Annotated in this window: 16 protein-coding genes; 10 read left to right on the top strand and 6 right to left on the bottom strand. The window is 72.4% G+C overall.

Going from position 1 to position 18530, the window contains the following annotated elements:
* Positions 1-155 precede the first annotated feature (155 nt).
* Positions 156-2129, bottom strand: a complete 1974-nt coding sequence (locus ACLB9X_RS05845) for a collagenase (protein WP_410359158.1) — start codon at positions 2127-2129, stop codon at positions 156-158.
* A gap of 833 nt (positions 2130-2962) precedes the next feature.
* On the opposite strand from ACLB9X_RS05845, the gene ACLB9X_RS05850 reads away from it, so the two are divergent.
* From ACLB9X_RS05850 to ACLB9X_RS05895, 10 genes are all read left to right on the top strand, one after another.
* Positions 2963-4120, top strand: coding sequence for an NAD(P)/FAD-dependent oxidoreductase (locus ACLB9X_RS05850; protein ID WP_410359159.1), 1158 nt, complete (start codon positions 2963-2965; stop codon positions 4118-4120).
* 49 nt (positions 4121-4169) lie between these two features.
* Complete coding sequence (locus ACLB9X_RS05855; protein ID WP_410359160.1) at positions 4170-4487, top strand: (2Fe-2S)-binding protein; 318 nt, start codon at positions 4170-4172, stop codon at positions 4485-4487.
* Entirely contained in the window at positions 4465-5940 is a 1476-nt protein-coding gene (locus tag ACLB9X_RS05860; protein WP_410359161.1) for an NAD(P)/FAD-dependent oxidoreductase, read from the top strand. The genes ACLB9X_RS05855 and ACLB9X_RS05860 overlap by 23 nt, the downstream gene beginning before the upstream one ends.
* A 109-nt stretch (positions 5941-6049) precedes the next feature.
* Positions 6050-6958, top strand: coding sequence for a dihydrodipicolinate synthase family protein (locus ACLB9X_RS05865; protein ID WP_410359162.1), 909 nt, complete (start codon positions 6050-6052; stop codon positions 6956-6958).
* An 84-nt stretch (positions 6959-7042) separates the two neighbouring features.
* Entirely contained in the window at positions 7043-8047 is a 1005-nt protein-coding gene (locus ACLB9X_RS05870; protein WP_410359163.1) for a proline racemase family protein, read from the top strand.
* Positions 8044-9417 (top strand): aldehyde dehydrogenase family protein, encoded by a 1374-nt coding sequence (locus ACLB9X_RS05875; RefSeq protein ID WP_410359164.1) that lies wholly within the window; start codon positions 8044-8046, stop codon positions 9415-9417. Before ACLB9X_RS05870 ends, ACLB9X_RS05875 begins: the two co-directional genes overlap by 4 nt.
* A gap of 55 nt (positions 9418-9472) precedes the next feature.
* The gene (locus ACLB9X_RS05880; protein WP_410359165.1) at positions 9473-10153 is read left to right on the top strand and encodes a GntR family transcriptional regulator; all 681 of its coding nucleotides are present in this window, start codon (positions 9473-9475) and stop codon (positions 10151-10153) included.
* 104 nt (positions 10154-10257) lie between these two features.
* Complete coding sequence (locus tag ACLB9X_RS05885) at positions 10258-11520, top strand: alpha/beta fold hydrolase (protein WP_410359166.1); 1263 nt, start codon at positions 10258-10260, stop codon at positions 11518-11520.
* A 40-nt stretch (positions 11521-11560) separates the two neighbouring features.
* Positions 11561-12766, top strand: a complete 1206-nt coding sequence (locus ACLB9X_RS05890) for a M6 family metalloprotease domain-containing protein (RefSeq protein WP_410359167.1) — start codon at positions 11561-11563, stop codon at positions 12764-12766.
* Between the two features lie 507 nt (positions 12767-13273).
* A complete protein-coding gene (locus ACLB9X_RS05895; protein ID WP_410359168.1) occupies positions 13274-13801 on the top strand; it encodes a hypothetical protein in 528 nt (175 codons plus the stop codon).
* Positions 13802-13935: 134 nt separating this feature from the next.
* On the opposite strand, the gene ACLB9X_RS05900 is transcribed toward ACLB9X_RS05895, so the two are convergent.
* The 5 genes from ACLB9X_RS05900 to ACLB9X_RS05920 all read right to left on the bottom strand — a co-directional run bounded on the left by ACLB9X_RS05900 (position 13936) and on the right by ACLB9X_RS05920 (position 18517).
* Entirely contained in the window at positions 13936-14088 is a 153-nt protein-coding gene (locus ACLB9X_RS05900) for a hypothetical protein (RefSeq protein WP_410359169.1), read from the bottom strand.
* 270 nt (positions 14089-14358) lie between these two features.
* Positions 14359-15396 carry an acyl-CoA dehydrogenase family protein gene (locus ACLB9X_RS05905; protein WP_410359170.1) on the bottom strand — a complete coding sequence of 346 codons (1038 nt, stop codon included), beginning with the start codon at positions 15394-15396 and terminating at the stop codon, positions 14359-14361.
* A 72-nt stretch (positions 15397-15468) separates the two neighbouring features.
* Positions 15469-16458: an acyl-CoA dehydrogenase family protein gene (locus tag ACLB9X_RS05910; RefSeq protein WP_410359579.1), complete on the bottom strand. Its 990-nt coding sequence runs from the start codon at positions 16456-16458 to the stop codon at positions 15469-15471.
* Entirely contained in the window at positions 16458-17627 is a 1170-nt protein-coding gene (locus tag ACLB9X_RS05915) for an acyl-CoA dehydrogenase family protein (protein WP_410359171.1), read from the bottom strand. Before ACLB9X_RS05915 ends, ACLB9X_RS05910 begins: the two co-directional genes overlap by 1 nt.
* Positions 17627-18517, bottom strand: coding sequence for an enoyl-CoA hydratase (locus ACLB9X_RS05920; protein WP_410359172.1), 891 nt, complete (start codon positions 18515-18517; stop codon positions 17627-17629). The genes ACLB9X_RS05915 and ACLB9X_RS05920 overlap by 1 nt, the downstream gene beginning before the upstream one ends.
* Positions 18518-18530 lie beyond the last annotated feature (13 nt).

The following is an 18530-nucleotide window of genomic DNA, read 5'->3' on the forward strand; positions in this document are numbered from 1 at the left end:
ACCCTGCGGCCGCGATGGAGCAGGCGGAACCACCCGCTCGAACAGCTCCCACAACTCGTCCGGCACAAAGCGCTCAACTATCACCACGCCGTGCAGACTACCCAGCACCCCAAATGAGACGACGTCTTAGATCTTGCCGGTGACTGATGCTCCGGTCAGCGGCCGCTCCGGGCCGGCAGCCGGCCGCAGTCGCCGCCGGCGCACTTGCTCAGCCAGGCGGCGAAGTCGGCGTCGTACTTGGTGCCGATGGTGTCCCGGAGCAGGCTGTGGGCCGCCTCGTACTCGCCTGCGCGGTAGTGGCCGAGCAGGGTGGCCACGTCCTCGGGGTGGGACTGGAGCAGGTAACGGACGCCCAGATAGCCCCACTGGTAGATACGGGTGGTGTCGGCGTTGTCGTAGGTGGTCTGGAAGAGCTGGCTGAGTTTGTAGGTGTTCTTGCCCGCCTCTTCGATCGCCCTGTCGTAGGTGATGCCGCGGTACGAGTAGGAGACGTACTCGGCGAGACCCTCTATCCACAGCACGGTCGGGGTGGTCTGCCCGGCCGCGAAGTCGCCGTACATGTCGAAGCGGCCGTCGAGGTAGTGGGTGTACTCGTGGTTGAGGTTCCAGATCTGGAAGGCGCCGTCCTCGGTCGGCTGCTCGTAGGCGATGAAGCGGGGCTGGTTGCCCTCGGCGGCCGGGTCGCCCTCCAGGTACATGCCGCCGTTGTTGGTGTCGATGCCGAAGACGACACCGGCGTATGTCTTGTAGTCGGTGCTGGAGTTGAAGGCGACGATCTCGATGCTGGTGTTGTTGTCGTCCTTGACCGGGCCGTTGTCCTTGACGACGGCGTGGAAGACCGGGTCCTGCTTGAGGACGCTGTCGCACGTGGCCGAGAGTTCGGACGCGGTCAGCTCCTGCGCGAGAATCCTCGCGCTCGGACCGCATGAGTGCTCGACCGTCAAAACCGCGTCGCGCACGCGCTTCTGCAGGTCACAGGTGTCGTATTCGGCGCAGTTGTCCTTGTCGAACTCGTCCGTCATCTCGGCGAGGCCGACCCAGAGCGGGGCGGTGCGCCCGGTGATCTCGCTGCGGCCGAGCAGCTCCTTGACCAACGGCTTGACGGTGTCCTTGAGCTCGGCGTGCTGCAGGAAGCGGCCGAGTTCGCGTCCGGCGTTGCTCGTCAGGTAGGACTTGTCGGTGCCGAGCAGATCGCCGTGGGCGACGGCGAAGTCACGCAGTCCGGTGAGGACGGCCGGGTCCGCCTTCACGGCTTGCGCGAACTCCGGCAGCTGGTGGCCGCGGAAGAGCACGGTGTAGGTGTTGTTGACGGCTGCGACCATCCCGTAAAACGGGTCGTACGACGAGTCGTAGTCCTTCTGCAGACGCTTGACCACGTCGAGGTAGCGGGCGTTCTCTTCGGAGCTGTCGATCAGGGTGACCGTCTCGGCCAGGGTCTCTCCGTTGGCCTCGGTGACGTCGAAGGCGTGGGACGAGCCGAAGAAGCCGTCCAGGGCGCCCTGTATGGCGCTCTTCAGCGTGGGGCCGTATTCGCCGACGTTGTCCGGCTGGTTGTACTGGATGTAGTAGCCGGCGCGCAGGTACAGCACCATCTGGGTTGCGGAAGTGCTGTTGTCCCCCGGGTAGTTGCTCGCGACATCCTCGAGCGCGTTCGCCACCGTGACCATCTGTTCCTCGCGGAAGAGGGCCTTGGAGTCCTCACCGGTCACGCTGAACAGCGTGTTGACGCAGGTGGTTTCGGACTGCTTGATCTGCTCGACCAGGGCAGCGCCGGTCTTCGAGGCGAAGTCGCTGACGTTGCAGTCCGCCGCGGCCTGCGCCGCAGAGCGGGCCTGCTTGCGCTCCGCGGCGTTCTGGGCCGCGGGGAGCGGAGGGCGTTGCGCGGGGTGCCGGCTCTTCGCAGCGGATCGCCCGGGGTCGGCGGCGTGTCCGGGTGCGAGATCGGCGTCGAGCACGGTGGTGGAGGAGGGCTGCGGGGCGAGGGCCGACCTCGGTGCGGGCTGGGGTGTCCCGGCGTCGTCCGGGGCCGCCGCGCCATTCGGGGCGAGCATCGTGAGCCCCAGGCCGGCGGCGGCCGCGGTGGATATCAGTAGGCGGGCGAGTTTCCAGGGTGTGGGGGGTTTGCGCATGGCAATGGCCTCCAGGCCGGTCGGCAGCCGTGCGTGGGGGCACGGCGGTGGGGGGTGCGGACCGTGACGGCAGCGAGACTTGAGCAGTGCGGAGCTGTCATGGCCTCGTAAAGTGTGACCGTACAATTTCACATTCCATGCCGGAGTGGGAGGGGGCTGCACGCAACAAAATGAAAATGATGTGTCGTCAAGTGGCGGAGCCGTTCGGCAACTTGGGTCAACCGGGGCGTGCTTCGAGGCGACGCCCACCTGAAGCGGGCAACCAGAACCTGCCCGGAGGCGCCGGGGTGCGCGCGGCCCCGACTGTCGCCCTCGCCTCGCCATGGCAGCCGGCGGCGGCGAAGGCCGCATCGACGGCATCCACGGCCCGGAGCTTGCGGACCATCCGCTCGGAGCTGACCCGTACCGGCGCACGGTCCGCGCCCCAGTACTGTCGCCGATCTGTTGGGGAGGGGGGTGGTCGCCGCTCCAGCAGCCGGGAGAGCAACGCGACCGCCTCCGCGTCTTGGCCGCGGCGACGCAGGTCCGCACCCGGCTTCGGCGGACCGCTTCGCCTTTCTGGGGCCGATGCCGACCATGACGCTCCGCTGGAGCCGAACAACGGACCGACAATCAGCGAACAGCACATCGGCACGCCGGTCACCGTGAGCGCGGCACCGACGGTGGTGGCGGTCAGCGCGCGGCAGACGGACCTCCACGACGATCACGATCCAGCGCGGTCCTGTTCGGCGGCGCCGCCGAACAGGGCCCGCCGGTCCGGCGAGCTCGACACGTCTCCGGTCGGTTCCCGTCAGGGTCTTGGCAAGCTTAATGCAATGTGAAATATTACTGCTGTGCCCACGAGAAACAGCTCGGACGTCATCGTCATCGGTGCCGGCGTGGTCGGCGCGGCCTGCGCCTTCTATGCCGCACGAGCCGGCCTCACCGTGACCGTAGTCGACCGCGGCTCCGTCGCGGGCGGCACGACCGGTGCAGGGGAGGGGAACCTCCTGGTCTCGGACAAGGGGCCGGGACCCGAGCTCGAACTCGCCCTTCTCTCCACCGGATTGTGGCGTGAACTCGCCGCGGACCTGCCGAAGGAGATCGAGTACGAGCCCAAGGGTGGCCTCGTCGTCGCCTCCGGCGAGGCCGCGATGTGTGCCCTGCGCGACTTCGCTGCCGGACAGGAGAAAGCGGGTGTCACCACCCAGGAGGTTCCGAAGGACCGGCTCCGCGAGCTGGAGCCTCATCTGGCCTCCGGCCTGGCCGGTGGCTTCCTTTACCCTCAGGACGCCCAGGTCATGCCCGCTCTCGCTGCCGCGCATCTGCTCCGCGCGGGCGGCGACCGGGTGCGCCTGAGACTCGGGGAGGAGGTCACCGGCGTGCTCACCGGATCCGCCGGCGAGGTGCGCGGCGTGCGTACACCGACCGGCGAGATCCACGCCCCGTACGTGGTGAACGCCGCCGGCACCTGGGGCGGTGAACTCGCGCGTCTCGCGGGAGTGGACCTTCCTGTACTGCCCCGCAGGGGCTTCGTCCTCGTCACCGAGCCGCTGCCTCGCGTGGTGCGGCACAAGGTGTACGCGGCCGACTACGTGGCCGACGTGGCCAGCGGCTCGGCGGCGCTGCAGACCTCGGCCGTGGTCGAGGGCACCCCGGCGGGCCCCGTCCTGATCGGCGCGAGCCGGGAGCGGGTCGGCTTCGACCGGACGCTGTCCACCGAGGTCCTGCGCCGCCTCGCCGCCGGAGCCACCGCGCTGTTCCCGGTCCTCGCCACCGTGCGGGCCATGCGGACCTACGCCGGCTTCCGCCCGTACCTGCCCGACCATCTTCCGGCGATCGGGCCCGACCCTCGGGTTCCCGGACTGCTGCACGCCTGCGGGCACGAAGGCGCGGGCATCGGACTGGCGCCGGCGACCGGAGTGATCGTCGCCGCCTGTCTGGCCGACGGCGAACCGCCCCTCGACATCCACCCCTTCAGGCCGGAGCGATTCGGTCCGTCCCCGCCGTGAGTCGCCGTGTCCCGCCGTGTTCCGAACATCAAACCCCCGAGGAGGCCCCGTGGCCCGCACCCCCGCCGACGTGGTCGGCGCACAGCCCGGTCCGCCGTTCGAGTTCACTTTCGACGGACGCCCTGTCGCCGCCCTGCCCGGGCAGACCCTCGCCGCCGCGCTGTGGGGGGCCGGCATCCTCGCCTGGCGCAACACCCGGGTCGGCGGCCGCCCACGCGGCGCGTTCTGCGGCATCGGCCAGTGCTACGACTGCCTCGCCACGGTCAACGGGGAACCGAACCGGCGCGCCTGCCTGGTCCCTGCCCGGCCCGGCGACGTGATCACCACACAGGAAGGACACGGTCATGACCGACTCGGCGTCGACTGAATCGTCAGGTCCGTACGATCTCGCCGTCATCGGAGCGGGCTCCGCCGGGCTCGCCGGCGCCGTCACCGCGTGGGAACTCGGGCTCTCCGTCGCCCTGCTGGACGCCTCCCCCCAGCCCGGCGGCCAGTTCTACCGGCATCCCGCACCGGCCCTGGGTGCGGTACGGCCCGAGGCGCTGCACCACGACTGGTCAGCCTTCACCGACCTGCGACGGCGCCTGGCGGACAGCGACATCGCCCACCTCACCGGCCACCACGTGTGGTCCGTCGTCCGCGAACCCGACGGCACGTGGTCGGTTAACGCCGTCACCGGCGCCGACGGCACCGCGGAACGGCCCGTCCGGACCCGCGCCCGCGCGGTCCTCCTGGCCACCGGGGCGCACGAGCGTCAACTGCCCTTCCCCGGCTGGACACTGCCCGGCGTCGTGGGCGCCGGAGGGGCCCAGGCCATGCTCAAGTCCGGTCTCGTACTCCCCGGCCGGCGCGTCGTCGTCGCGGGCAGCGGCCCCCTGCTGCTCGCCGTCGCCTCGTCGCTGGCCGCGGCGGGGGCGCGCGTGCCGGCCGTGGTGGAGGCGTCGGGATACCTGCGGTACGCCCGCCGGCCCCGGGTCCTCTTCACCAACCCGCGCAAGGCCGCCGAGGCCCTGGTCCACGGCGCCGCCCTGCTCCGCCACCGGGTCCGCGTACGCCCCCGCAGCGCGGTCACCGAGGTGCACGGCACCGACCGGGTCGAGGCCGTCACCGTCAGCCGCCTCGACCACGACTGGCGGCCCGTGCGGGGGACGGGCCGCCGCATCGCCTGCGACGCGCTTGCCGTCGGACACGGGCTGGTTCCCCAGATCGAGCTGGCCACCTCACTCGGCTGCGCCACCCGTGCGCTGCCGGACGGCACGCTGGGCCTGGCTCTGGACGACTTCCAGGAGAGCTCCGTCCCCGGCCTCTGGGCGGCGGGGGAGACCGGAGGGGTCGGCGGAGCGGAACTCGCCCGTACGGAAGGCGAGCTGGCCGGGCGGGCGGTGGCCGCGCGACTCCTCGGCCGCCCGGCCGGCACCGGCCCGACCGCGCGCCTGCGGCGTCGCCGGGACCGGATGCGCGCCTTCGCCGAGGTGATGGCCGCAGCCCACGCTCCCGGCCCCGGCTGGGTCGACTGGCTCACCGACGCCACGGACGTGTGCCGCTGCGAGGAGGTCACCGCCGGGCGCGTCCGCGAGGCCGTCGTCGCCCTCGGTGCACGGGACGCGCGGACCGTCAAGCTGCTCACCCGGGCCGGGATGGGCTGGTGCCAGGGGCGCATGTGCGGGACAGCCGTCGCCTGCCTCGCAGCCCGCGACGGCCGGGCCGAACCCCCCGCCGAGCGCCGCCCGTTCGCCGCGCCGGTCCCGCTGGCGGCGCTCGCCGCGCTCGACGCGACCACCCCGCCGGGCACCGGGGCGGGGGAGACAGGGGAGACGTGAAGCCCCGAACGCCCTGAGAGCAAGGCCCCCACAGCCCCCGCCGGGACCACGGTGGTTCCGCGCGGCACGAAGTGAAATGTCACACGTTACCGAAAGGCTCCGATCCCACATGACCACCACCGGCTGGCACAGCACCCGCCCCTGGCGCGGCATCATGGTCGCCACCACCCTTCCCTTCCGCGACGACCTGACGGTCGACCACGACGCCTATGCCGAGCACGTGGCCTGGCTCATCGCCAACGGCTGCGACGGCGTCGTCCCCAATGGCTCGCTCGGCGAGTACCAGACCCTCACCGACGAGGAGAGGGCCCAGGTCGTCCGTACCGCCGTCGAGGCGGCGGGCGACGGCGCGCGGGTCATGCCGGGCGTCGCCGCCTACGGCAGCCGCGAATCCAGGCGCTGGGCCGAGCAGGCCGCCGAGGCCGGGTGCGGCTCGGTGCTGCTCCTGCCGCCGAACGCCTACCGCGCCGACGAGGCGGCCGTACGGGCCCACTACGCGGACGTGGCCGGGGCCGGAGTCCCGGTGGTGGCGTACAACAACCCCATCGACACCAAGGTCGACCTCACTCCCGGGCTCCTCGCGCAACTGCACGCCGAGGGGAGCATCGTCGCCGTCAAGGAGTTCACCGGCGACGTCCGCAGGGCGTACGAGATCACCGAACTCGCCCCGGAGCTCGACGTGCTGATCGGCGCCGACGACGTACTCCTGGAGCTCGCCCTCGCCGGAGCGGTCGGCTGGATCGCCGGCTACCCCAACGCCTTCCCCACGAGCTGTGCCGCGCTGTACCACGCGGCGGTCGCGGGCGACCTCGACACCGCCCTGCCCCTGTACAAGTCCCTGCACTCCCTGCTGCGCTGGGATTCGAAGACCGAGTTCGTCCAGTCGATCAAGCTCTCCATGGACATCGTCGGCCGCCGTGGCGGCCCCACGCGCCCGCCCCGGCTCCCGCTCACCGGCACCATGGAGGCCGGCGTGCGGACCGCCACCGAGAAGGCCGTCGCCACCGGACACCGCTGACGCGCCCGACCGACGGACCACGCCGGCCACCCGGCCGGCGGGTCCCGCCTCCCGACCCGTCAGTTCGAGCCCGAAAGGAATCCCGTGCGTACGCGTCACGTCTTCCACGCCGTCGACTCGCACACCGAGGGCATGCCCACGCGTGTGATCACCGGGGGCGTCGGAGTGATCCCCGGCGCCACCATGGCCGAGCGCAGGCTGTACTTCACGGAGCACCTGGACCATCTCCGTACGCTCCTGATGTACGAGCCGCGCGGGCACGCCGCGATGAGCGGCGCGATCCTCCAGCCGCCCACCCGCCCCGACGCCGACTACGGCGTGGTGTACATCGAGGTCTCCGGCCTGCTCCCCATGTGCGGGCACGGCACCATCGGCGTCGCCACCGTCCTCGTCGAGACCGGCATGGTGCCGGTGACCGAACCGGTCACCACCGTCCGGCTCGACACCCCGGCCGGCCTCGTCTCCGTCGACGTACGCGTCGAGGACGGCGCGGCGAAGTCCGTCACGCTCACCAATGTGCCCGCCTTCTGCGTCGCCCTGGACCGCAAGGTGACCGTCCCCGGGTACGGCGCGGTCACCTACGACCTCGCCTTCGGCGGCAACTTCTACGCCTTCGTCCGCCTCGACGACCTGGGGCTGCCCTTCGACCGCGCGCGCAAGGACGACCTGCTCGCCGCCGGACTGGCGATCATGGAGGCGATCAACGCCTCCGCCGACCGGCCCGTCCACCCGGAGCAGCGGGAGATCGCCGGGGTCAAGCACGTCTACCTCGCCGCCCCCGGCTCCGACGCCACCCGCTCCCGGCACGCCATGGCCATCCACCCCGGCTGGTTCGACCGCTCCCCGTGCGGCACCGGCACCAGCGCCCGCATGGCCCAGCTGCACGCCCGTGGCGAACTCCCGCTCGGCGCCGACTTCGTCAACGAGTCCTTCATCGGCACCTCCTTCACCGGCCGGCTCATCGGCGAGACGGAGGTCGGCGGCCTGCCGGCCGTCGTCCCGACGGTGACCGGCCGCGCCTGGATCACCGGTACCGCTCAGTACTTCCTCGACCCGGACGACCCCTTCCCCGGAGGTTTCCTCCTGTGACCACCGCTGCTGCGCCCCTCGTCTCCCGCAACCCGGCCGACCCCTCCGACGTGGTCGTACGGATCGTGTCCGCGGGCGCCTTCGCGGCGGCCGACGCCGTCGAGCGGGCCCGCGCCGCCCAGCCGGGCTGGCTGCACGCCGGGGCCGCCGCCCGCTCGGCCGCGCTGGGCGCCATCGCCGCCGCCCTCGACGAGGCGGCCGACGAGCTGACCGCTCTCGCCGTACGCGAGGTCGGCAAGCCGATCGCCGAGGCCCGGGCCGAGATCGTGCGAGCCGCCGCGATCTGGCGCCACTACGCCCAGGCCCCCTACGAGCCCACCGGGGCCGTGCACGAGCCTGCGGCCGGCCCCGGGCTCCTCCTGACCCGCCGCCGCCCGCACGGCGTGGCCGGACTCGTCACGCCCTGGAACTTCCCCTTCGCCATCCCGAGCTGGAAGGCGGCCCCCGCCCTCGCGGCCGGCAACACCGTCGTCCTCAAGCCCGCCCCCGAGGCCACCGCCTGTGCCCAGCGCCTCGCCGAGATCGTCCAGCAGGCCGTCCCGGCGGCGGTGTTCACCGTTCTGCCCGGTGGCGCGACCGAGGGCAACGCACTCGTATCCGCCGCCGACGTGGTCTCCTTCACCGGCTCGACCCCCGTCGGGCAGGCCGTCGCGCGCACCGCGACGGCGCGGGGCGTCCCGGTCCAAACCGAGATGGGCGGCCTCAACGCGGCGATCGTCCTGCCGGACGCCGACATCGAGCGGGCGGCCGGCCACATCGCCGCCGCCATGGCCGGCTACGCGGGCCAGAAGTGCACCGCCACCAGCCGGGTGATCGCCGTCGGCGCGGCGCTCGGCCCCCTGCGCGAGGCACTCACCGAGGCGCTGCGGGCACTGCCGGTCGGTGATCCGTCCGACCCCGCGACCGTCTGCGGACCGCTGATCGCGGAGCAGGCCCGCGACCAGGCCGTCGAGGCGTGGAAGGGGCTGCCCGTCCTCGCCGGCGGCACGGCTGTGGCCGGTCCCGGCTGGTACGCGGCACCCACCCTGGTCGAGAAGGTCTCCCCGGGGCACCGGCTGCTGCGCGAGGAGGTCTTCGGCCCCGTGGCCGCCCTGCTGCCCGCCGATGACCTCGGCCACGCCGTACGGATCACCAACTCCGTGCCGTACGGCCTCGTCACCTCGGTCCACACCGCCGACCTGGGAACGGCCCTCGGTGCCCTCGACCAGGTCGACACCGGGATGATCCGGATCAACGCCCCCTCCACCGGCGTCGACTTCCACCTTCCCTTCGGCGGGACCAAGTCATCCAGCCACGGGCCGCGTGAACAGGGCCGCGCGGCCATGGAGTTCTACACCTCCACCCGCACCTACACCCTGTCCCCCACGTGAGCAACGTGACATCGTACTGTGGTGGTCCGGACCAGACGGAAGGATCACCACCACCATGGGGCACCTGACCCGCCGTGACCTCAACGCGTCCCGGGAGCGGCTGCGCGACCAGGTCGCCCACGCCCTGCGCGCCGCCCTCATCTCGGGGGAGCTGCGGCCGGGAGCGGTGTACTCCGCGCCGACCCTGGCCGAGGACTTCGGCATCTCCGCCACCCCCGTCCGCGAGGCGATGCTCGACCTGGCCCGTGAGGGCCTGGTCGAGCCCGTCCGCAACAAGGGGTTCCGCGTCACCGAGGTCGACGAGCGCGACCTCGACCAGTACACCGAGATCCGCGCGCTCATCGAGATCCCGACCGTCGGGCGCGTCACCCGCACCGCCGCCCGCGAGGAGCTGGAGGCGCTGCGTCCGGTCGCCGAGGAGATCGTGCACGCCGCCCGGGACCACGACCTCATCGGCTACCTGGAGGCCGACCGGCGCTTCCACCTCGGACTCCTCGGCCTCGCGGGCAACGAACGGCTCGTCGAGACCGTCGGTGACCTGCGCAAGCGGACCCGCCTGTACGGCCTCACCGCCCTGGACGAGCGCGGCGACCTCATCCCGTCCGCCGAGGAGCACCTGGAACTCCTCGACATCATGCTCGCGGGCGACGCCGAGGGCGCACAGGCGTGCATGGCCCGGCATCTGGGCCATGTCCGTTCCCTGTGGGCCGGGGGAGAGGGCCCGGCCGGGGCATAGCACGGGGTTATGGGCGGCTGAGGGCTCCTCGTGCCGGGTGTCGCGCACGCACACTGCAATGCAATGTCACACCTCACCCTTCCTGTGGACCGTGAAAGGGATCCATGAACCCCGCCTACGCGACCGTCGACCACACCTTCACCGTTCCCCTGGACCACCACGCCCCCGACGGCCCCGCCATCGACGTCTTCGCCCGCGAGGTCGCCGATCCCGCCCGCGCGAGCGAGGAACTGCCCTGGCTGCTCTACCTCCAGGGTGGCCCCGGCGGCAAGTCGCCCCGCCCGTCGGCCGGTTCGCCCGGCTGGCTCGACCAGGCACTGAAAACCCACCGCGTACTCCTCCTCGACCAGCGCGGCACTGGCCGCTCCAGCCCGGTCACCGCCCGCTCCGCAGCCCGCTTTCCCACGCCCGGCCGACTCGCCGCGCACCTGGCCCACTTCCGTGCCGACGCGATCGTCGCCGACGCGGAACTGATCCGCCGGCGACTCTGCGGCGACACCCCCTGGGAGACGCTCGGCCAGAGCTACGGCGGCTTCATCACCCTCACCTACCTCTCCCAGGCCCCCGAGGGCCTGCGCGCCTGCTACGTCACCGGCGGCCTGCCCGGCCTCACGGCCACCGCCGACGACGTCTACGCCCGCACCTACCCCCGCGTCCGCGACCGGGTCCTCGACTTCTACGCCCGCTACCCCGAGGACGCCGCCCGCCTGCGCAAGCTCGCCGACCACCTCGCCGCCGACATCCGCCTGCCGAACGGGGACAGGCTCACCCCGCACCGCCTGCGCACGCTCGGCCTCCTGCTCGGCATGGGGGACGGATTCGAGCGCCTGCACTGGCTGCTCGACGAAGCCCTGGACCCGGACGGCGCACCCACGGACACCTTCCTCCACCAGGCCATGACCCTGACGGGATTCACCGACAACCCGCTCTTCGCCGTCCTGCAGGAGACGCTGTACGGGCAGGGCGGCGGCCCGGCCGGCTGGGCGGCCTCCCGAGCCCTCGCCGCCTTTCCCGAGTTCGCCGCGGACGCCGACCCCCTGCTGCTCACCGGCGAGATGATCTACCCCTGGATGTTCCGGGAGATCACCGGCCTGCGCCCCTTCGCCGATGCCGCCGACCTGCTGGCCGCCCGCACCGACTGGCCGCCCCTCTACGACCCGCACCGCCTCGCCGCCAACGAGACCCCCCTCGCCGCGATCGTCTACCACGACGACATGTACGTCGACGCGGGCCTCTCGCTGCGCACGGCACGCGAGGTCGGCGCCACCCGCGTCTGGGTCACCAACGAGTGGGAGCACGACGGCGTCTCCGCCTCCGGCGGCCGTGTCCTCGCCCGCCTGATGGACCTGGCCGCGGGCCGCGCGTAACCCCCGCTCACCTTCCCCCCTCCTCCCCGACAGGAGAGACATGCCCGTCCCGAGCCCCCGACCGCGCCCGCTGGCCGCCGTCCTCGCCCTCGCCTCGTGCCTCGCCCTCGCTCCCGCGGCCAACGCCGCGCCACCTGCCTCCACGACTCCTTCGTCGCCTTCGGCCGCCCCGGCCGCCGACTGCGCGCTGCCCGGCCGGACCGGCTGGACCGACGAAGGGCACGACACCGACCGCGTCCAGTTCCAGCCCGCCACCGGAACCCGCCGTGTCCTCAACCTGTTCGTCGACTTCCCCGACGCGCCGGCCACCGACGCCACCGAGCCGTACGCCGCCCACCTCGCCCCCGCCGCCGACTGGATGCGGACGGCCAGCCACGGCCGCCTCCGCCTCTCCGTCGACTCCCTGCACCAGTGGATCCGCATGCCCGCGGACTCGACCGCGTACGGTTTCGCACGCGGCCTCACCTTCGAGACCCACGAGAGGTACGTGCGCGACGCGATCGCCGCCGCCGACCCGTTCGCGGACCTCTCGCGCTACGACATGGTCTACATCGTCCCCACCAGGACCGCGGCAGCGATCCCGTTCTCCCCCACCTACCTCTACGACCCCGCCACGCCCGGCGTGACCGCCGACGGCACCCGCCTCAAGTGGGCCGTGACTTTCGGTCAGGACATGTGGCGCTGGGGCCACAAGGTCGTCGCCCACGAGACCGGCCACACCTTCGGCCTGCCCGACCTCTACTCCTTCACCGGCCCCACGCACCAGTACGTCGGCGGCTGGGACGTCATGGGCAACATCGCGGGCGCCGCCCCGCAGTTCCTCGGCTGGCACTCGTGGAAACTGGGCTGGGTCCGCGACCACCAGGTCGCCTGCCTCGCCGGACCCGGACGCCGCACCGTACGCCTGACCCCGGTGGAACGCCCCGGCGGCACCAAGATCGCCGTACTGCGCACCGGCGAGACCACGGCCTACGTCGCCGAGTCCCGCCGCCCCCGGCGCAACGACGCCTCCGCCTGTTCGAGCGGCGTCCTCATCCACCGGATCGACTCCGCGACCCCGACCGGCGAGGGCCCGGTCCGGATCATGAACGGCAACCCCGCCGCGACCCCGCGCCCCGGCTGCACCCCGCTCGACCTCGCGGCATACCGGCCGGGCCAGACCTTCACCGACCCGGACACCGGCGTCCGCATCGAGGTCCGCGCGGGCGGCCCGGCAGGGGACGTGGTCACGCTCAACGCCACCTGAACGCGCACGGCTCGCCACCTCCGTGGTCATCGGTCGGGGGCTCGGCCCGCCGGCGGAGGATCACGGCTCGGCCGGAAGCCCAAGCACCCGGCCGGGTTCATCCGGCATGCGCTCCCCCAACACGCCGTCGTCGACGCTCAGCCGGCCGCAGACGAGCGCCGCCGCCAGGACGCCACCTGGCAGGACCGGGCCGGCCTCGCCGCCCTCCTCGCCCCGTCGAGGAACCGGCCGCCATTGATTGTCGATCCCCTCAACGACGCCTGCGACGGCCCCCGGGCCGGCGTTCCCGCCGCGATCTGGGAGGTCGTTGGCCCTGGCCGCGACCTCCGCCGGAGACGTAAGCACCACCTACGCGCCTCCTGGCAGCGCCTGATGCAGGGATGTCGTGAACGACGTGTCGGCGAGAACCGACTCCGCTGACCCTCTGACTCTTGTATCAATATGCGGGTACACATCGAATTGTGGCTCTTTAGCCCTGGAGGGGCTGTGTCACATCTGCGTACCCGCATGGCTGCTGTCATCGCAGCCGGGCTGCTCGCCGCCGCCACCGGTGTCGCTACCGGCAGCGAGGCAGTCGCCCACGAGACGTGCGCCGCCACCGTCACGTCATCCGACGAAGGCATCTGCTACCTGCCGACCACCGTCGTCAACTTGAATTCAAGTTGGAGGAACACCGGCCTCGCGGTCGAGCTCCAGCCCGGCACGTACCACCTCGACCTTGACGTCCACGGGCGACTGTGGGGTCCTGCTCCGATCAACGCCTGGATCTCCGCCCGGCTCACCGCCGACGGCGCAGTCCTGCCGGGCAGCCAGCGGATGATCGACCACCTCCAGTCCTACAACGCGGACGACGGCGCTATCGGCCACAGGGACACGACGCCCATCCAGGAGCGCATCGAGATCCAGACGCCGACCAGGATCCAACTGCAGGCCAGGAGCACCTACGACCTCCGCTACAACTCGACGACGATCGCTGAGATCCGCAGTGACTCCGCCTCCTACACCTCGATTCGCTGGGAGAAGGTCAAGGGATAGAACGCCCTGGGAGCACTTTCACCCGGGGCAGTTCAGGTACCCGGACACGCTGCAGGCCGCGGGCAGGAAATCACCCGCGTCGGCGCAGACTGATAGGTATCCGCGTACCTGGCAATGCCCGGAAGCCCCGCCCCTCACGGGACGCTGTTGGTCAATTCGGGGGCTCGCGTGACGTCGGCCTTCAAGACCTGGTTGTGGTCTTGAAGGCCGACGTTGTCGTATGGGGTGGTGCGGGTGTCGACGCAGCCGAGCAGGCCCACGCGCTGGGAGACTGACCGCGTGAGCACGATGCGCCGCCCGCTGGGCACCGGTCCCCGCCCGAACCCTGCCGCTGAAGCGGACGGCCGCGGCGGCCGCCGAGCTCGCCGCCCGGCTTGCCTTCGGCCCGGCCGAGCTTCAGCCGCACCGGTCTGCAGTCGGCCGTCGACACGGGGGCTCGGATCACGTCGATGGCGGCTGAGTCTTGGTCAGGGTGGGGGACGAGCAGCTTGCGGTTTTGGTGGCCTGAGCCTCGAGGATGACGGCTTCAGGCAGCCGGCGGCCCGTAGGAGGAAAGGTCAGGCCGCCAGGGGGATGCGGCTTCGGTGCCAGCGCGCCGGGCCCAGCAGCTGGGCCGTGGCGTGGGCGCGCTTGAAGTAGCGGTGGGCCATGTGCTCCCAGGTGAGGCCGATGCCGCCGTGAAGTTGGATCATCTCTCCGGCGACCAGCGAGAACATCTCCGAACAAGCTGACTTGGCGGCGGCGGCCAGGATGCGGTCGCCGGGGGAGACGGCGGCGGCCAGGGCGAGGGAGCGGGCGGACTCCACCGCCACGTACAGGTCGGCGAGGCGGTGCTTCACCGCCTGGAACGAGCCGATGGGCCGCCCGAACTGCACCCGCGTCTTCGCGTACTCGACGGTCGCCTGCAGTGCGTACGAGGCCGCGCCGACCTGTTCGGCGGCGAGCGCCGCGCAGCCCCGGTCCAGCACGCGGCCCAGGACGCGTTCGCCGTCTCCGTCCTCGCCGACCAGCCGGGCCGGGGCCGAGTCCAGGACCACCCGGTACAGGGGGCGCGAGTCGTCCATTGCCGGAACCGGCGTCACCCGCGCGCTCCGCGCCTCCGGTCGTATGCGGAACAGTGACACCCCGGCGGCCGTGCGGGCCGCGACCAGCAGCACCTCACCGGACGACAGGACGTGCTCCTTCACGCCCGTCACCGCCCACCCGTCGGCGTCCCGCACGGCCGTGGCCCGTACCGCGGCCGGATCCCACGACCCGTCCGCCTCCGCCCACGCCAGCGCGCCCAGCGCGGAGCCCTCCGCGAGGCCCGGCAGCAGCTCGGCGCACGCGGCCTCGTCGCCGCTCTCCAGCAGCGCGTACGTCGCCAGAACCGACGACCCGAGGAACGGCACCGGGCTCAGCACCCGCCCCAGCTCCTCCGCCACCAACAGCAGATCCATCGCACTGCCGCCCACGCCCCCGTACTCCTCCGGGACCGCGAGCGCCGCCACCCCGATCTGCTCGGCGAGCGGCCGCCACGCCGCCTCACCCTCCAGGCGGGAGAGCAATCCCCTTACCGTGCCGCGGAGTTCGTCCTGTTCCTCGGTGGTCTTCACGCCGTGGTTCCCTTCGCTCGCTCTCGCAGAGCCCCGACAAGGGGCGCCGTCCGCCGGGGGCGATCCGGGCGCTCAGGGCGCCAGGACCCGGGCCCGGCAGGCGGCCGGTGTGCCCCAGGCGGACCGCAGCGCGCGGGCCTTGCGGATCCACAGGGAGAGGGCCGGCGCCTCGGTGTAGCCGAGGGCGCCGTGGAGTTGCAGGGCGGTGCGGGCGGCGGTGTACGCGGCCTCGCACGCGCTCACCTTCGCCGCCGCGATCTCGCGCCCGGCGCCCGGAGCCGCCGACGCCAGGGCCAGGGCCGCGGCGTGGATGAGGGGCTGGGCGAACTCCAGGGCGATCAACGCGTCCGCCAGGCGGTGTTTCACCGCCTGGAACGAGCCGATGGCCACCCCGAACTGGGTGCGCTGCCGGGCGTATTCGACGGTCCGTTCCAGGAGGGTGCGGCCCAACCCGAGGGCCTGCGCCGCCGTGGCAAGCGCTGCGACATCGGCGGCGTGCGCGGCCGCTGCCGCCACCCCGGGCCCACGCGCCAGGACGGTCCCGCCGAGCGGGCGGGCCGGCCGGCGCGCCGGGTCGGCCGACGACTGGACGGGCCCGGCCGTCTCCGCCAGGCGTACGGTGTCGCCGTCCGCGACGAAGACCACGTCGGCGGCGTGGGCGTCCAGTGCGTAGGGGCTGTCGGGGGAGAGCAGGCAGAGGGTGGCGGCGGTCTTGCCGGACGCGATGCCCGGCAGCCATGCAGCGGCCGCTGCCTCGTCTCCCAGCCGGTCGAGGAAGGCCGCCGCGGCCACCGTCTCCACCAGCGGGCCCGGCACGGCGTGGCAGCCCAGTTGGGTGAACGCGACGGTGAGTTCTACGGGCAGCGGGCCGAGGCCGTCGTGCTGCTCCGGTACGGCGAGGGCGAAGACCCCCGCTTCCGCGAGCCGGGACCAGAGCGCGCGGCCGGGTGCCGTGTCCCCGGACGCCCAGGCCCGTACGACGGCGGGGGTGTCGGCCGCCGCGAGCATGCCGTCCAGGGAACGGGCGAACGCCTGCTGCTCGTCGTCGAGGAGGAACCGCATCACCGGCGACCCTTCGGCAGGCCGAGCAGCCGCTCGGCGATGATGTCGCGCTGGATCTCGTTGGTGCCGGCGTAGATGGGCCCGGCGAGGGAGAAGGTGTATCCCTCGGACCAACGCCCCTGTGCGGGTGCCTCCTCGGCGTCGTCGGCGAGTTCGCCGTACGGGCCGAGCAGGTCCAGGGCGGTCTCGTGGAGGGCGATGTCGAGCTCGGACCAGAAGACCTTGTTGAGGCTCGACTCGGCGCCGATCGAGCTTCCGGCGGCCAGGCGGGAGGCGCCCGCGTAGGTGAACAGCTGGTAGGCGCGGGCGCCGATCACCGCGTCCGCGACCCGGTCGCGCAGCGCGGTGTCGGACGGGTCCGCGGTGGAGCGCCACAGCGCGGTGAGGCGGTCGGCCGCGGCGGTGAAGCGCCCGGGGCTGCGCAGGGTCAGTCCCCGCTCGTTGCCGGCCGTGCTCATGGCGACCCGCCAGCCCTGGCCCGGTTCACCGATGACGTCCTCGTCCGGCACGAAGACGTTGTCGAGGAACAGTTCGGCGAAGGCGGGCTTGCCGTCGAGGCGGCCGATGGGCCGTACGGTCACGCCGTCCGCGTCCAGCGGGAACATCAGATACGTCAGGCCCTGGTGGGGCTTTTCCCTGTGCGGGTCGCTGCGGAAGAGGCCGAACGCGCGGTCGGCGAATGCCGCCCGGGACGACCACGTCTTCTGGCCGCTCAAGCGCCATCCGCCGTCGGTCCGTACGGCCGTGGCGCGCAGCGAGGCGAGATCCGAGCCCGACTCCGGCTCGGACCACGCCTGCGCCCAGATCACCTCGCCGCTCGCCATGGGCGGCAGGACGCGGGCGCGCTGCTCGGCCGTCCCGTGCTCGAAGAGGGTGGGAGCGAGGAGGTTGATGCCGTTCTGGCTGACGCGGCCGGGCGCACCGGCCGCGTAGTACTCCTCCTCGAAGATCAGCCACTGGAGGATCGAGCCGCCCCGCCCCCCGTACTCCTCCGGCCAGGAGACCACCGACCAGCGGTCCGCGGACAGCGTGCGCTCCCACGCGCGGTGGGCCGCGAAGCCCTCGGCGGTCTCCAGGGACGGCAGGGGAGCGGCGGGGACGTGGGCGGCGAGCCAGTCGCGGGCCTCGGCGCGGAACGCCTCCTCCTCGGCAGTGAAGTCGAGGTCCATCAGGAGGAGCCGTCCTTCGCGTCGGCCGCTTCCTGCGCGCCCGCCGCCTTCATCGCACGGATGTCCATGCCGCCGAGCGAGTCCTTCGCGGTCTCGGCGTTGTGCGCGTGTGCCAGGTGGTGCAGCCCGAAGACGGAGTCCATGCCGGTGTGCAGGCCCTGCAGGTCCTCGGCCTGGTTGACGGCTCGCTTGGTCAGGGCCAGCCCCAGGCGCGGCATCTCGGCCATCCGGTTCGCCAACTCCATGGCGGCATCCGCGAGTTCCGCCCTGGGTACGACCCGGTTGACCATCCCGACCTCGTACGCGCGCCGTGCGCTCATCCGGTCGCCGGTGTAGAGGAACTCCTTGGCGATGCGCGGCGGCATCACCCACGGGTGGGCGAAGTACTCCACGCCCGGGATGCCCATGCGCACCACGGGGTCGGCGAAGAACGCGTCATCGGAGGCGACGATCAGGTCGCAGACCCAGGCGAGCATCAGACCGCCCGCGACGCACGCGCCCTGCACCGAGGCGATCATCGGCTTGGGCAGTTCGCGCCAGCGGCGGCACATGCCCAGGTAGACCTCGGACTCGCGGGCGTAGCGGCTCTCCGCGCCCTGCTTGTCCGAGTGGTCCCACCACAGGCCCGCCTTGCGGTCGAACGGCAGATGCGCGTCCCGCTCCGGGGTGCCGATGTCGTGCCCGGACGAGAAGTGCTGCCCCGCTCCGGCGAGGACGACGACCTTGACCTCGTCGTCGTCGGCCGCACGGTAGAAGGCCGCGTCCAGGGCATAGGTCATCGCGGAGTTCTGGGCGTTGCGGAAGTCGGGCCGGTCCATGGTGACGACGGCGACGGAGCCGCGGCGTTCGTATCGGACGGGCTCAGAAGATGCGGTGTGGGCAGCGGACATCCCGCTCCTTCCC

This window comes from Streptomyces sp. 5K101, from assembly GCF_046506645.1.
Classification (GTDB): Bacteria; Actinomycetota; Actinomycetes; order Streptomycetales; family Streptomycetaceae; genus Streptomyces.